The organism is Paenibacillus cucumis (ex Kampfer et al. 2016) (assembly GCF_019748695.1).
Lineage (GTDB): Bacteria > Bacillota > Bacilli > Paenibacillales > Paenibacillaceae > Paenibacillus > Paenibacillus polysaccharolyticus.
Map to the genome: position 1 here is coordinate 13,328 of NZ_JACLIC010000010.1, position 14,693 is coordinate 28,020.

14 protein-coding genes and 1 tRNA gene are annotated in these 14,693 nt (G+C 47.0%); 13 read left to right on the forward strand and 2 right to left on the reverse strand.

Going from position 1 to position 14,693, the window contains the following annotated elements:
- Positions 1-206: 206 nt before the first annotated feature.
- The 6 genes from H7T88_RS06450 to H7T88_RS06475 all read left to right on the forward strand — a co-directional run bounded on the left by H7T88_RS06450 (position 207) and on the right by H7T88_RS06475 (position 3,616).
- Positions 207-764, forward strand: coding sequence for an STM3941 family protein (locus tag H7T88_RS06450; protein ID WP_221787704.1), 558 nt, complete (start codon positions 207-209; stop codon positions 762-764).
- A 139-nt stretch (positions 765-903) separates the two neighbouring features.
- The gene (locus H7T88_RS06455; protein WP_221787705.1) at positions 904-1,299 is read left to right on the forward strand and encodes a GntR family transcriptional regulator; all 396 of its coding nucleotides are present in this window, start codon (positions 904-906) and stop codon (positions 1,297-1,299) included.
- A complete protein-coding gene (locus H7T88_RS06460; protein WP_221787706.1) occupies positions 1,292-1,990 on the forward strand; it encodes an ABC transporter ATP-binding protein in 699 nt (232 codons plus the stop codon). The genes H7T88_RS06455 and H7T88_RS06460 overlap by 8 nt, the downstream gene beginning before the upstream one ends.
- On the forward strand, positions 1,987-2,724 hold the full coding sequence (locus tag H7T88_RS06465) for a hypothetical protein (RefSeq protein ID WP_221787707.1): 738 nt from the start codon (positions 1,987-1,989) through the stop codon (positions 2,722-2,724). The genes H7T88_RS06460 and H7T88_RS06465 overlap by 4 nt, the downstream gene beginning before the upstream one ends.
- Positions 2,725-2,931: 207 nt before the next feature.
- Positions 2,932-3,429 carry an LURP-one-related/scramblase family protein gene (locus tag H7T88_RS06470; RefSeq protein ID WP_221787708.1) on the forward strand — a complete coding sequence of 166 codons (498 nt, stop codon included), beginning with the start codon at positions 2,932-2,934 and terminating at the stop codon, positions 3,427-3,429.
- Between the two features lie 7 nt (positions 3,430-3,436).
- Positions 3,437-3,616 (forward strand): hypothetical protein, encoded by a 180-nt coding sequence (locus H7T88_RS06475; protein ID WP_221787709.1) that lies wholly within the window; start codon positions 3,437-3,439, stop codon positions 3,614-3,616.
- Positions 3,617-3,640: 24 nt separating this feature from the next.
- Here H7T88_RS06475 and H7T88_RS06480 read toward each other — a convergent pair whose 3' ends face one another.
- Both H7T88_RS06480 and H7T88_RS06485 read right to left on the reverse strand, forming a co-directional pair.
- Positions 3,641-4,447, reverse strand: a complete 807-nt coding sequence (locus H7T88_RS06480) for a WYL domain-containing protein (protein WP_260510756.1) — start codon at positions 4,445-4,447, stop codon at positions 3,641-3,643.
- Positions 4,431-5,786, reverse strand: a complete 1,356-nt coding sequence (locus H7T88_RS06485) for a helix-turn-helix transcriptional regulator (RefSeq protein WP_221787713.1) — start codon at positions 5,784-5,786, stop codon at positions 4,431-4,433. The genes H7T88_RS06480 and H7T88_RS06485 overlap by 17 nt, the downstream gene beginning before the upstream one ends.
- Before the next feature lie 201 nt (positions 5,787-5,987).
- Between H7T88_RS06485 and H7T88_RS06490 the strand changes: the two genes are divergently transcribed.
- The 7 genes from H7T88_RS06490 (at position 5,988) to H7T88_RS06520 (ending at position 14,602) form a co-directional block, all read left to right on the forward strand.
- Positions 5,988-6,087, forward strand: a tRNA-Asn gene (locus tag H7T88_RS06490).
- A 153-nt stretch (positions 6,088-6,240) separates the two neighbouring features.
- Positions 6,241-7,734: a TROVE domain-containing protein gene (locus tag H7T88_RS06495; protein WP_221787715.1), complete on the forward strand. Its 1,494-nt coding sequence runs from the start codon at positions 6,241-6,243 to the stop codon at positions 7,732-7,734.
- 28 nt (positions 7,735-7,762) lie between these two features.
- On the forward strand, positions 7,763-8,557 hold the full coding sequence (locus tag H7T88_RS06500; RefSeq protein ID WP_221787716.1) for a nucleotidyltransferase domain-containing protein: 795 nt from the start codon (positions 7,763-7,765) through the stop codon (positions 8,555-8,557).
- A 61-nt stretch (positions 8,558-8,618) separates the two neighbouring features.
- Positions 8,619-10,127 carry a methyltransferase domain-containing protein gene (locus H7T88_RS06505; RefSeq protein WP_221787717.1) on the forward strand — a complete coding sequence of 503 codons (1,509 nt, stop codon included), beginning with the start codon at positions 8,619-8,621 and terminating at the stop codon, positions 10,125-10,127.
- Positions 10,124-12,820 carry a polynucleotide kinase-phosphatase gene (locus H7T88_RS06510; protein WP_221787718.1) on the forward strand — a complete coding sequence of 899 codons (2,697 nt, stop codon included), beginning with the start codon at positions 10,124-10,126 and terminating at the stop codon, positions 12,818-12,820. Before H7T88_RS06505 ends, H7T88_RS06510 begins: the two co-directional genes overlap by 4 nt.
- A gap of 230 nt (positions 12,821-13,050) precedes the next feature.
- Positions 13,051-13,605: a GNAT family N-acetyltransferase gene (locus tag H7T88_RS06515; protein WP_090917803.1), complete on the forward strand. Its 555-nt coding sequence runs from the start codon at positions 13,051-13,053 to the stop codon at positions 13,603-13,605.
- Positions 13,606-13,834: 229 nt separating this feature from the next.
- Positions 13,835-14,602: a pentapeptide repeat-containing protein gene (locus tag H7T88_RS06520; RefSeq protein ID WP_221787719.1), complete on the forward strand. Its 768-nt coding sequence runs from the start codon at positions 13,835-13,837 to the stop codon at positions 14,600-14,602.
- Positions 14,603-14,693: the final 91 nt, after the last annotated feature.

Here is a 14,693-nt window from a genome sequence, read left to right on the forward strand (position 1 = left end):
TGGATAATTTCCTAAGCTTTCCATTTATATTAACGGAAAGACAAGTACAGGACAACAACTTGCCGAATGAAATGACGTTAAGTTTTTTTACAAGGAAGGAATAGACGCACAGGAAATGTTTAGGCCTAGCCCGAATGGTTTAATGTACAATGCAATTCCTGTTTTGAACTGCACATGATTTAGTCACAAGAAGGAGGAAGTTTTGCTTGAATACATCTTATGAACAGCATGTGGAATATCCGAGCAGGAAACGAATGGCTTTGATTACGGCAGGGGCATCGCTTTTTGTGAGTGCCGGATTCTTTCTGATGTTTGACCGATCTTCAGGTGCAGGTACTTCCATCATATCCAGTGTTCTTGGTCTGTTGTCTGTCCTCTTTTTTGGCACGTGTTTCTTCTATAGCCTGGTAAAGATGATCCGAAAAGAACCTTCCTTTGTCATTAATGAACAGGGGTTTGTCGATTCTTCCTCTTATACCTCAGGCGGGGCAGTGGCCTGGAGGGAAATTGAACATATGTTTATGTATGAGCTGATGGGGCAAAAAATGATTGGGGTTAAACTGCAGGATGAGAAAGCATTTATGGAACGTCATAACGGGATGAAGCGCAAGCTGATGGCGGCGAATAGCAATATGGTGGATGCAACCATCAGTATTGCGCAAAGTAGTATCACTTTGCCAATCGACGAACTGTATCTTATGATGATGAATCATTGGCAGCATGGTAAAGGCGGCAGGATTTACGTTTTGAACGGGAGGAAATAATACATATGGCTTAGAACGGCAGGTCTTTGAGACCTGTTTTTTTGTGTGCTCAAATAACAACTGAAAATAGGCTTTACAATACTAACTACCTAGTGTACTATGTAACTAACACACCGATACAGAAAGGAGCGAGAACATCGTGCCTATCGAATTTGATAACAATTTACCGATCTATCTGCAGATCATGCAATATATCAAACGACAGATTGTAACCGGCGCCCTCAAGGCAGGAGATAAAATTCCTTCGGTTCGTGAACTGGCTGCCGAACTGCAGATTAATCCAAATACAGTACAGCGTACGTTCCAGGAGCTGGAGCGTGAAGAAGTGGTTGAGACGAAGCGGGGTTTGGGCAGATATGTGACAAGTGAGGAGAGGAAAATCATGATGATCAAGAAAGAAATGGCCGGCGAATTGCTGGATCGTTTCCTGACCGGAATGCAAGAGCTTGGAATCGAAGAACAGGATATTGTGTCCATCGTGACGGATGCTTTGGCAGAAGGTAGTCAGAGGAAAGGAGAGAAGACACATGAGTAACATTCTTGAACTTAATCAGGTCAACAAGACATATGGGCGTAAACAGGCGTTACACAATGTCTCCCTGAATATTGCTCCAGGACGAATTGTAGGTCTCCTAGGTAGCAACGGAAGTGGAAAGAGTACACTAATGAAACTGGTCGCAGGTTTGCTACATCCCGCTAGCGGTAGCATTCAGGTTACAGGTAAGGCGATTGGACTGGAGACGAAGTCAATCGTTTCATTCATGCCGGATCGTCCGTTAACCGAGAAGTGGATGAAGGTTCGTGATGCGATCGCGTACTACCGTGATTTTTATGCCGATTTTGATGAAGAAAAGGCACGGGAGATATTGGAGTTTATGAATCTTTCAGTGGATGAGCGTGTTAGTCATTTGTCCAAAGGCATGAATGAACGACTGCAGTTAACACTGGCATTGTCTCGCAAGGCACGGCTCTATTTGCTGGATGAGCCGATCGGCGGCGTGGACCCGGTAGCCAGAGGTAAGATTCTGGACGCGATCGTTAAATTTTACGATGAAGACAGCAGTCTAATCATTTCTACACATCTGGTGAATGATATTGAACGCATTTTCGATGAAGTGGTCTTTATTCGGGAAGGCAAGGTAGTTATGCATGAGGAAGTCGAGACAATCAGGCTGAAGCATGGAAAAAGTGTGGATGAGATGTTCAAGGAGGTCTATGCAGAATGATGACATTGTTGAAGTATGATTTTAGAAGAAGCTGGAACACCCTGCTGGCAGGGCTAGTCATCCTGATTATTGTTCAACTGGGTCTGATGATATTTTTGTCCGGTGTCACTGCAAATGTGCTTGGCATCATGGCATACGTCGGAGCAGGAGTAGCCATCTATGTGAAGACGATAAAAACCTACGCTGCCAATATCCGCTCCTACAATCGTCGTCTGATCCCAGTCACGGGTCTGTCTCATGTGTTATCACCTATCATTTTTGGTACAATTTGCGGACTGGGCTTGCTGCTGATAGGCTTCCTCCACGCTTACCTCTACATTACGATGAAACTGGGGCTTGATCTGTCTGCTTATATTGGTGTCAACATAAGTGTAGCTGAGATATGGAGTACTTTGTTTTTTGCAGGTTGGATTGTTCTGTTTATGACGATCATGATCTTTTTCTCCATTAGTGTAGCGGGAACGTTCCGCTGGAAAACAGGCCCATGGATCGGGATTGTCACGTTCATTGTTCTGATTAACCTGCTTAGCTGGTTGGAAAATGTTATTTTTTCAGGAAAGTTCAGTCCGAATGATCTGTTTCAGTTCACCGAAGAAAGCACGGGCATCTCATTTTCAGCCAACGGTGTTATATGGTCGGATGGACGGTGGGGGACCACGGTGTTTGAAATGGCACTTGCCGCGCTTCTCGTATGGGGTATTATTTATATGAACACGAAAAAAGTGGAAGTCTGATCCCTGCTTTAGCAAAAGAATACAGAATGGATACAACGGGTGGCAGAGCTGCTCGTTTTTTCTTTTGGCAGAAATGAACGGATATATGCACCCTATTCCAGTTTGAATACGTAAATATATGTATAATAACCGCGAATAGGGTAATTAAAGATGGATTCGCATGATGAGCATCATTAGACATTACAACATCGGGAAGGGGAAAGCGATATGCAATTGTACTTCAGAGATAACTTTTTCAACGCCGGATATACGGAAATCATGAATGCCGATCAGGATCGGGCAGGACACCTGGATTTAAAAAGTGTATTTGGATCATCACTCGATGTATCGGATGAAAATGGCCTGGTCTGTAGCGGCAAATTCCGCATGTTGACGAATCGCTGGGACGTGACCGCAGCAGATGGCACACATCTGGGGGTGCTAAGAGCGAGATTCAGCTTTTTTAGCAAAAAGTATGAGTACGATGCGGGCTCACGTGGCATATATGATGTATCTGCTCCGGCATTTTCGCAGGAATATGATGTGACTGATGGATCGGGCCGCGTTGTAGTAAGCTTCCGTCGTACCAGCGGTTGGTTTAGTTCAGGAGCGTTTGTGCTGGATAATCAATCCGAATACTTGGACACTTATGAATTGGTTGCTGTGGTCATGGGCGTGCACGCGATTAACAAAAGACGGAACGCAGCCAGTAGCAGTAATTCGTAGACCCGGAATGTATAGGGATGTAGCTCTCAAAATTACGTTCATCTACAAGGACGAAGTTGAGGCGATTGATCTGTTCCATGCCGATGGAGTAGCGGTCAGGTCAGATGAATGCCTACATCATTTCGTCCTTTTTACTGTGTATCGTGCATCCAACAGAGAAGATGAGATCGAGGAGTTTGCTAAGTGATAGCTCTTAAAGCGCTGGTTCGTGCTAATCACCTTGCGCAGCCGTTTCACCACCCGGCTGTATGGACTCGGAATGCGCATATCGTGCCAGTACCTTGGCAGCAGTCTCGGACATGCGCTCCTGCAGGGCCGAATGATCGATGATCCGAACACGTTTGCCGAGAAAACGCATTTTGGACAACACGTAATCGACCTCGTTTCGCGGAATCGTCAGCAGAATCCGGTAGATATGGTTTGCTTCGTTATATATAACCTCTCTCTCAAAGCAGGAGAAGGCATACAGTATTCGGGACAACTCCGCATTGAACTCAGGCAACACCTCGATGGTGATCGACGTTTTACGTTTTTCCGTGATCAGGGCGATGCTAGCTTTGTATCGTGATGCGGCCTCCGGTTTAATGGATCTGGCCTCAAGCTTGGTGATGCTATGCAGCTTGGTAGACATTAACCTGGCAAAGTGCGGGGCATACCAGAGCACATACCATTCCTTTTTGACCATGGAATATTCCAGCTTATACGGGAACCCGAACTGCTCCTGGCTTGTGCGTCCGCTACGGATACGACCTGTCATTTGAAAACCTTCACCGTTCAGGATCATCTGCCGTAACGGCCTCAGCAGGGGATGAGAGACGCTGCTCTCCTCACTTTTGGCTTTTTCCGTCAGGTAATCTTGCAGATTCAAGTGCTTTTCCCCGTCCAGCATATGGTTTAGTTTGGTCAACGTTGGCGGGCTTAGCGCTTCTTGTGCAGCCGGATGTTCCATCATCATACGAAGCCAGGCTCGCTCCTGCGAAGTCCAGGTGAACAGTCCGGTTTCATTCAGTCTCGTCATGATCTGGTAGTTGAACATTTTCTCGAACAGGTTCATAATACGCCGCAATCTCCTTCCATTCTTCGATCATTTCCTCACGTAGCTTACGCGGAGCCAGAATCTCACAGCTTGAGCCAAAACTGCGTAGCCAAGGTTTAATCTCTGTTGTTCCGTTGACCTGAATTTCATACAAAAAGCTATGATCCGTTTCGGGCGTTATGGTTCCCCATTGTCCTTGCAGCTGGACGCGATCCAGAATAAAGTTGCGTTGACCATCTCCCGGGTGAAAAAAGCGTGCTTGCACCGTTATGGTGCGGCCTGTATCGACAAGCCAGCTGTACTGGCTGATGTCAGCCCATTCTTTTTTCAATGCAAGCATATGCTCTTCTTCAATAGGCTGAAGCTCCTCCAGCTGGGTGATGCCCTCCATCCGAAACTTCACGAATCTCCGCCGACTCTGATAACCGATGACATACCAGCGCCCATACTGGTGATCATAAACGACTTCAATCGGGATGATCCGATTGGAGCTTCCGCCAGCCTCGCGTTCAAACTTTGGATTCGTATTTTGCGAGCTATAGCTGGACGGTTTCTTCGGTGAAAAATACTGAAACTGCACACGTCTTCGCTGACGGATCGCTCCAAGCAGGGTGTACAGATGGGCTTCGTCCAGAATGCGTGAGTAATAATGATACTTATAAATATATGGCTCCGTCGCTTCTTCTTGCGGATAACTGGCTTTAATTACTTTTTTCATACTATCCCGCAATAGATATCCTTGCACCGATGGAACCTGTGTGTTCGCCATCATATCAACGAAGTCGTATAACTCCAGCTGTTCTTCCGGGGTAAGCCGTGTCAGCACATCCTGCTGTAACGAATAACGATAAGGACGTCCGCCCGGCTCTTTACGAATAACACCGACTTCCTCCAAATACTTGAGATCCGAACGGATCGTTTTCTCATCCGGCAGGGCCAGTTCTTCCGGCAAATCGGCACAGCAGGCATCCAGTAATTCCATCGCGGTCAGAGCGGAGTCTTGAAGGGTATGTAAAATGACGGATAAGCGCTCCACTTCGGTTTCTTTCATGGATTTGGCACGGAAAAGAAATAGTAGCAGAGGCTCGGCAGACTCACCGTACTGGAAACGAACAAGGTCGGTCATCTCTGAGCCCATTTCACTGTCTGTGCGTTGATTGGTCAAGCTCTGACGAATATCTCGCAGCTTGCGCTGTGTTTTATCAAAGGTATGTACAGAGATGCCAAGCCGTTTGGCATACTGCTGACGGTTATATGCGCCGCTGGTCAGAGACAGCATACGCAGGAACTGAATTTCTTTATCAAAGCTTTCTTTAGCCATGTGTCTCACTCCCGATTGAACTATGTATTTTTCATTGTATCAAGATAAACGCCTGTTTTCATGGCAAAGTTGCTTGAAATTGTTCTAAGTTACGTCAATTCACGCCAAGTTACTGCAACTCACTCTAATTCACACCAAGTCGCCATACTTTCACCATGTTCGTGGTTGATGGTTTCCATGCATAATAAGGATGTGAAGCGGGGCAGTGAATTAGCTCGGCTGATCTGATTTCCGAGGCGCCTGGGAGGGTTACTTCGACTGTTAATCGACCAGGTCGTTGGTTCGAATCCAATCGCCGCCGGTTATGGCGGTGTAGCTCAGCGGTAGAGCAGGTAAAACCTTCCCCCTTTTTCCTCGGAAACCTTTTATTAGAAACGAAGAAACGTTGATCAACAACGTTAGATGTTCCACATAGATGAAGCACAGCATTTTACGCGTAGGGAGGTTATGTGCGATGAGTAGAGCCAAATCATTATTTAATACACCTCAATCTGTAGTACATAATCATGATGGATATGCAGCTTATGAGCGATTGGTCGAGGAACAATATGTACAGATGTTGACGACGAATACGCTTAACAATACGTTTTATGCGGATGAACAACAGCTGATGCAAGAAGCGGGGAGCAGCCATCAGGAGATGGCGGAACTGGATGCAAACTTCATGGCGAAGGCTTTGGTATATGCTCGAAATGAAGGTTTCATGCGGCTTCAGCCTTTGTATGGGCTCGCCGTATTATCCAAGATTAATCCAGAGCAGTTCGCAAAAGTGTTTGCTCATGTAGTGAAGACGCCAGCGGATCTGGCCGATTTTCTGACCATCCTCAGAGGAAGCGGGCGGGGAGAGGGAGGGCGTGCAGTGAAGCGTCAAGTCAATCGGTTTCTGAACGAAATCAGCGAATACTGGGCGATCAAATATAATGGACGTGGGCGTGGATACAGTCTGGGAGATATGATCGCTACTGCACATCCTAAGCCAAAGGATGAGAAGCAACAAGCTTTATTCCGTTATTTGCGGGGGCATGAGACCAGTCTGGTGGACCTTCCGCAACTTCAGGCACTGGAGAAACTGAAAACGACACGTAACCCTGCCAGTCAGCTTCACCAGATTGAAAAAGGGAAACTACCTTATTCGGTCGTGACCTCGATCCTTCAGCCGACGCGTCCGATTTGGGAAGCTTTGATGCTCCAGATGCCGATGTTTGCGCTCCTGCGTCATTTAAATGCGATGGATCGTGCCGGAGTTTTTGCCAAAAAGAAAAATATCGCTTACGTCACACGTCGTCTGACGGATGCCGAGGCACTGCGTCAATCGCGGATATTGCCTTTTCGCTTCGTCAAAGCGTATGAGATGGTTGAGCGGTCAGAACTCCGGGAAGCGTTGCAACAGGCCGTGGAGCTATCCGTGCACAATCTGCCACGGTTGCCGGGAAGAACGGCTATTTTCCTTGATCGCTCAGGCTCAATGCAGGGAGACTACCTACGTATCGGTTCGGTGCTTGCACTGGCGCTATACAAACGAACTCAGGGCAACTCCTTGTTCTGGTTGTTCGATCAACAGGTCGAAGATGCCCGCCCCAAGCTGGACGAGGGTATTCTGGCGCAGGCATATCGAATTCGTGCACAAGGCGGAACCGATACAGGAAGACCTGTACGAGAGCTAAGAGAGTCTCAAGAGATGGTGGGTCGCATCGTTATGATTACGGATGAGCAACAGAATGAGGGGAGTCCAATGTATGCCGAGTTAGAACGATACCGACGCGCCATGAATCCGGGGCTGCAGGCATTCATTGTAGATATTACCCCTTACCGGCAGGCCATGGTTCCGCCGCGGGATGGTCAGACTTTTTACATCTATGGCTGGAGCGAAGCCGTACTGACATATATTGCAGAGACAGCAACAGGGTATGAGACGATTGCCGAGCGTGTGCGAAAAATAACACTTTAAATCAAGGCAGAGAAAGGGGATCCCAGATATGACCGATGTAGATCAGGCGATGAGAGAGATCATCGCGAAGCAGCTAACGCAGATCGAGCAGGAAGAGCAAGTTCGCATTATTTATGCCTGTGAGTCAGGCAGCCGGGCGTGGGGATTTCCTTCGCAGGACAGTGACTACGATGTGCGTTTTATTTATGTCAGACCGTTGGAGTGGTATCTGTCGATTGAAGATCAACGGGATGTGATTGAACGTCCGATCAGTGACCAGTTGGATATTAACGGATGGGATATACGCAAAGCGTTGAAGCTGTTCCGCAAGTCCAACCCGCCGCTGCTGGAGTGGTTACAGTCCCCGATTCAATACGATGAGCAATATAGCGTAGCAGGGCAGATTCGGAGTCTGTCGCCGCTAACGTTTTCACCGAAATCATGCTTGTACCATTACCTGAACATGGCTAAGGGAAACTTCCGTGATTACTTGCAGGGCGAGCAGGTGAAGATCAAAAAATACTTTTATGTGTTGCGTCCTTTGCTGGCCTGTGGCTGGATTGAACGTTATGAAACCATGCCGCCGATGGCTTTTGACAAACTCGTTGAGACCTTGGTTCCAGCGGGCACACCTCTGTATACGGAAATTCATGATCTGTTACGCCGGAAAAAAGCCGGAGACGAACTGGATATGGAGCCGCAGCTTCCGGCCATTCAAGCGTATATTACGGCTCAAATTGCACATGTAGAGCAACTGGCTACCGAGATTCAAGGACAAGCGACTGTGGAGATTGAGGTCTTAAATCGGATATTTCAATCAGCTGTACAAGAAGTTTGGGCATAAATGAATGGATGGGATTAGAACTCACAAAATGGGTTAAAGATCAACGAAAGGAGGAGAAGATATGCATTTGATTCTAAAAGCAAGTGGAGTGAACGCAGGGGTTGTATCCCATCTGCTCGCCAAAAATCCGAATAATGTGTATGACCGGACAGATAAAGGTGTGCGTGTTCGGATGGTCTACACCAAAGCGAGTGAGCAAGAGACGGAGGTGTTGGTTCATGCCGAGCCTGATCCGGTCGATCTCGTTAGAGGCACACCGGATGGATATGATATCACACAATACATCAATGACCGTGAGTTTGTGACCAGCAGTTTATTCTGCTCTTACATACGGAATGCGCTGGGCACAGCTCTGAATGGCAAACCGAAGGAAGACTATATGCGATGGGTGAATCATGCTTTCGAACTGGAGCTGAAGTTTGGCCCGGTTGCCTCTGATCTGCCTGACCGTGTGGTGGAGGAGCTGTTCTCCTGTTTGGGATATGACATTACTGTGGAACGGGGAGAGTCGGCGTATTCGTTTGACCTGAAAAATCGAAGTACAGTTCGTCACATCACCCTGCGAGGTAAGCAAACGATACAACAGGCTTTACGTCAGCTATTTCTGCTCATTCCGGTGCTGGATAACTACAAGCATTATTTCATCAGTGAGGATGAGATTGATAAAATCAACCGTTATGGTGAGGGCTGGTTAGACTCCCACCCCCTTAAGGGACTTATCGTTAGACGTACGCTTCATTTTGCCGAACTGATTCGGACGTATGAACGTCAGCATGGCGCGTTGGATGATCGGCCTTCACGATTAGAACAACAAGCTGAGGAAGCAGAAGGTGATCTGAAAAAAACATTAAAATCGGAGTCGGCAATATCCAGGCATGAGGATAAGAATCCGAATGCAGACACAGTTCAGGCCACAAGTGCAGATCGAGCTGATGACTCGTCCGAAATACCTGTACGATTAAATGATCTACGTTACCGCGCGATCACGGACATTGTGGATTCTTTGCCTGAAAAACGCCGTATTGTGGACATGGGGGCAGGTGAGGGGAAGCTGTCTGCACGTCTCGCTTATATTCCGGGAGTGGAATCAATCCTTGCTGTTGAGCCATCGGGTCAATCACGTTTGCGGGCGATGGAACGTTTCGCCAAGATGCAGGATCGGGCAGGGGTTCAAGCTATGCCGGAACCGACGCTTGGTTCTCTGTTTTATTTTGACGAGCAATTACAGCATCAGGATGTCATGATCTTGTGTGAAGTGATTGAGCATATTGAGGCATATCGTCTGAATGGCATTATGGAAACGATTCTGAAGGAGTATCGGCCGCAAGTGCTACTGGTTACTACTCCGAATAAGGAATATAACGAAGTGTATGCGATGGAGCAAGAACAGTTCCGTCACTATGATCACCGCTTCGAATGGACACGGGAGGAATTCAATGGCCGATGTGCGGAGTGGGCAGAGAAAGGCAATTATGCTTACGAGATCAGGGGTATTGGTGAGGAAAAGGAAGGCTACGGACAGCCGACACAACTGGCGATGTTCACACGGGGAAAGGAGGAGCATGAATGAGAAACGAAAGGCAAACAGGTGCGGGTGATCACCATCGTTCGCACTACGGAACAGATGGAGTGCAGCGACAAATCGCAAGCCATACGCAGGATAGACAGCGAGAGATCCAACTGCCGCATGCAGGCATCGTAGTGCTGATTGGTCCATCGAACAGCGGAAAGAGTACACTGCTTGCAGAACTTGTGGAAAAGGATGTCATCCGCGCTACCGAGGTCGTCTCGTCCGATCAGTTCCGTATGTTGGTAGGCGACGACGAGTATGTGGAATGGAGGCATCGGCCTCGTAGTGAAGCTGATGTGTTGTATGCAGATTACCAGCAAGTATCGGCCAAAGCATTTGAAGCAATGGAAGCCATACTCGCCACACGTTGTCGTCTGAACAAGCTGACCTGGGTGGATGCGACTCATCTGTATCCAGAAGATCGCGGACGGTTAATCGAGCTGGCACGCAAATCCCATGTCCCCGTTATCGCGGTAGTACTGGATGTACCGGAGCATGTATTACTTGAACGTGATGATCAGCGTAAACATCCGCGTGGCCGTCAACGCGTAAAACAACAGGCACAGCAATTCAAGCGTACGCTGCGTGCGATCCGTGATGAAGGATTCGATGCCAGTTATGTGCTGAAACATCCATATCCTGTGACCTTTGTACGCACAACGAATCCGTTCATGTTAGACATGGGAGCGGGGATTGATATCATTGGCGATATCCACGGTTGTTATGATGAGATGATGGAAGTCATGCAACGTCTGGGCTACGTCGATGAACAAGGAGATGGCCTGATGCGCCATCCCGAAGGGCGGAAACTCGTTTCTGTCGGGGATGTAAGCAGTCGCGGGCCGGAATCGTTAAAATGTTTGCTTTTCTGGCAACAACACTGTGCCGCTGGTCTTGCTTATATGGTTGACAGTAACCATGGCTGGAAAATTGCACGTTATCTGGACGGCCGTGATGTCACCTTAAGTCATGGGGATGAACGGGTGGAAGCTGAATTGCTTCAGCTTGAACAGGAGCGAGGTAGTGAAGAGGCCAACAGGGTACGGGAGTCGTTGAAGCATTTTCTGCTGAATGCACCTTCTCATCTAGTGTTTACACGGAATGGAGTAAGACAAGTGGTTGTCGCCCATGCCGGGATACGGGACCATTTTATCGGCAAACAGTCCAAACGCATTCAGGATTACTGTCGCTATGGCGATGTGGAAGGAACGGATGATAAGGGGCGGCCCGTACGTAAAGACTGGTACGTGGATCATACGTCCGGTGAATGTATTGTCTGGGGACATGATCCAAGGCCATACCCTACGATTGTGAATGATACGGTGAATATCGATCAGGGGGTTGTGTTTGGCGGTATGCTCACGGCGTGGAGAATGCCGGAACGGGAGAGTGTTAGTGTACCGGCGAAGCAAGACTATGCCCAAGATCCAGACAGTCCGTTGAAACGCTGGAATCAGCAACGGTTTGCACCGCCCAACATCCGCAAGTTCAAGGACGGTTTTACCGTTCAGACGGGTTCGCGGTTGAACGTTGCTGTGCAGGGAGAAGTGGCGCAGACGGCACTGGATACCTTTTCTCATTTTACCGTGCCACTGGAGGAACTCGTCTATATCCCGCCAACGATGAGCCCGCCGCCGGGGGAATGTTCGGTAGAAGGTTTTATGGAGCATCCGAGGGATGCGTTCCGCTATTACCGTTCTCAGGGCGTGACGCGTATGGTAGCAGAGAAAAAACATATGGGTAGCCGAGCGATACTGCTTCTGTTCCGCGACGAACAGGCTTCATCGCAGCGAGTAGGCAGACCGATGTTGGGGAGCATCGTGACACGTACAGGCCGATCCTTTTTTGATCCCGAGACAGAACAGAAGGTGCTCACCAGATTACATGCAGACTTGACCGTAAGTGGTTATTTTGAACGGTATTCCACCGAATTTGTATTGCTGGATGCAGAGATTGTACCTTGGAACCTGAAAGCGCGGGAGCTAATTGCATCTCAATATGCGCATGTCGCTGAGGCAGCGCAGATGGATCGCAGCATTGTGATGGACAAAATTCGCGAGGCTATGAGCGCGGGCCGCCACGTTGCGGACTGGTTACAGGAAACAGAGGTTAAACTGGCGAATGCGCAGACATTCCGGGATGTGTTTCAATATTATTGCTGGGATGTGCAGGATATTGCTGACATTCGCATTGCACCGTTTCATACGCTGGCTCACAGTACGGGAACCTTCTGGGAGCGTACACATGAGTGGCACATGCTACAAAACCGTGAGCTGGCTCAGTTGTCGTCGCTGATGATGGAGACGGAATACCGGATTATTGCGGATGAAACGGATGAGGAAGAGGTCATTCGCTGGTGGGAGGAAATGACGGCTGAGGGACATGAGGGGATCGTCATCAAACCGGAGACATTCCGCAGCTGGAATGGTAACAAAATGATGCAGCCTGCGCTCAAAGTTAGAGGACGTGCCTATTTGCATCTCATCTACGGCATGGATTATTTGGCTCCTGAGCATGTGTCCCGTCTTCGCAAACGTAAAACGTCCAAAAAGGAACGACATGCTCTACTTGAAAGTGCTTTGGGCATGGAAGGGATCGAACGTTTTGTGCGAGGAGAGTCCGTAGAACGAATTCATGAATGTGTGCTCGCCACATTATCGCTGGAATCGGAACGCGTAGATCCTCGTTTGTAGGTCGTGGTTCATGAACGAACTTGAAAAGGAATGTAATTGGATGATTTCCCATCCAGTTCCATTCCTTTTTTGCGTTGTACAGTTTTATCGGTATATACCGTTTGTACTTCGCTTTCTTTCTTTGTTTGGTGAAGCCTGGTGTTGGTGTTTTTGTATAAATAGCACCTTTGCATGCACCGATAGTAATGGTGAGTTTTCCAATAAAAGGACTCAGAAAGGAAGCGAAGACCATGTTTAAACGGGTAGAAAATGAATTGGAGTTTGCCATGTTCAATGGGATATGGACAACGGTATGGAATGAAAAAGGATTTGAGTTTGAGTTCTCAGAGGTGTTTCTGGAAAGATATGTGGTGGTTACGGAGGAAGGCCATTATGTAGGTTCGATTGAAATCAAACCTTACGCCGAAGATAGTTCCATGAACGAAATCGGTCCCTTTCTGGAGCATCCATTGATTCAGGCAGAGATGGGGCATATTGCAGAAATCGATAAACTTGCTATTTTATCTACCTTTCGGGGGCGATATGTTACTGATTTATTATCTGCGATCGTTCATTATGCAGAGAAGCACCAGATTAGTTATTATGCCATGTTACTTGAACCGGTGCTGATGAGAGCTTTGCGCATCTCTTACCATGTGCCGATTCAGAAAGTCGGGGGAAGAGTATTCTATAAGGGGGAGGATGTGATCCCATCTATTGTGAATGCTCGGGAAGTATATATGAATAAGGAACGGTTTACATGGCTCATTGATCCAAGACATAATGTGATAAAAAAATACAAATAAATTCATATAACAACATTAATTCGACATTATTTTTGTTGTGTTTAGTGTATATTTTCATTAAAGTCGCTATTTCAGCGACTTTTTTTCGTTCCCAGACAACAGTGCTTATCTCAATATATAAATTGCTTTATGGTATAATAACGAGTTAAGAACAGGAATTTTTTGGTCAAGACGTTTTTTTTCTAAAAGTGACGGGTTAAACTCTGGATGAAATGATAGGGTGATCGGGATGAGAAGACTTGAGTCTGGTATGTCAGTGGACAACGAATGTTTTTCTGATATTTTAAGGTATGAAAACGAAACGATAAGCGGAACGACCGTAACAAACTCGAATGTTGGTTCGCCTATATTCTGGAACTGCACGCTGCATCAGCTTGTATTTGATACCTGTGATCTTACGAATGCGAGATTTTTTGAAGGTAGCACAGTGGATCAATGTACATTTATTCGGTCCGACTTGCGCTCTGTTGGCATTGGCAAGAACGAAGCCGTGTTCACCAATTGTGAATTTACCTCCTGTGATCTGAGGGGCATGACATTGGAGAATGCTACGTTTATCGACTGTACCTTTGTTAAATGTAGATTCAATGATCGGATTTTACAAGCAGCAAATATCGTCAATTGTTCCTTTACCGGCAAGTTAGTGGATATTACGTTTGAGGGAAATGGCAAACAGAAGTTAATCGTCAATTTAGAAAACTGCATCCTTGACGGTGTTCGTTTTGTAGGCTGTGACCTGACGCAATGTATTCCGCCGAAGTCCAAAAACCATCTGTATATGGAACAGGTATCTGCACGTGTGAAAAATGCTTTAATGAAGATTGATGATGACCTTGATCTATCTGATGATGATCGGAAAATACTGGTACGCAGTCTGCGCAAGCTTGACGGTATGGAACAATATATTTTTAACACGGCACATATGAAGAAAATATATGGTGATGTTTTTGTTGAGCGATTTTTTAGTAGTCTGGAATCAACTAGTTGCTTGGTATGATGAAAATGGAGGCCTAAGGGCCTCTTTTTTTTTGTAAGAAAGATGGGATTATTGAATCATTCTGATAAACCAAAGCCCTATATCTTATCTC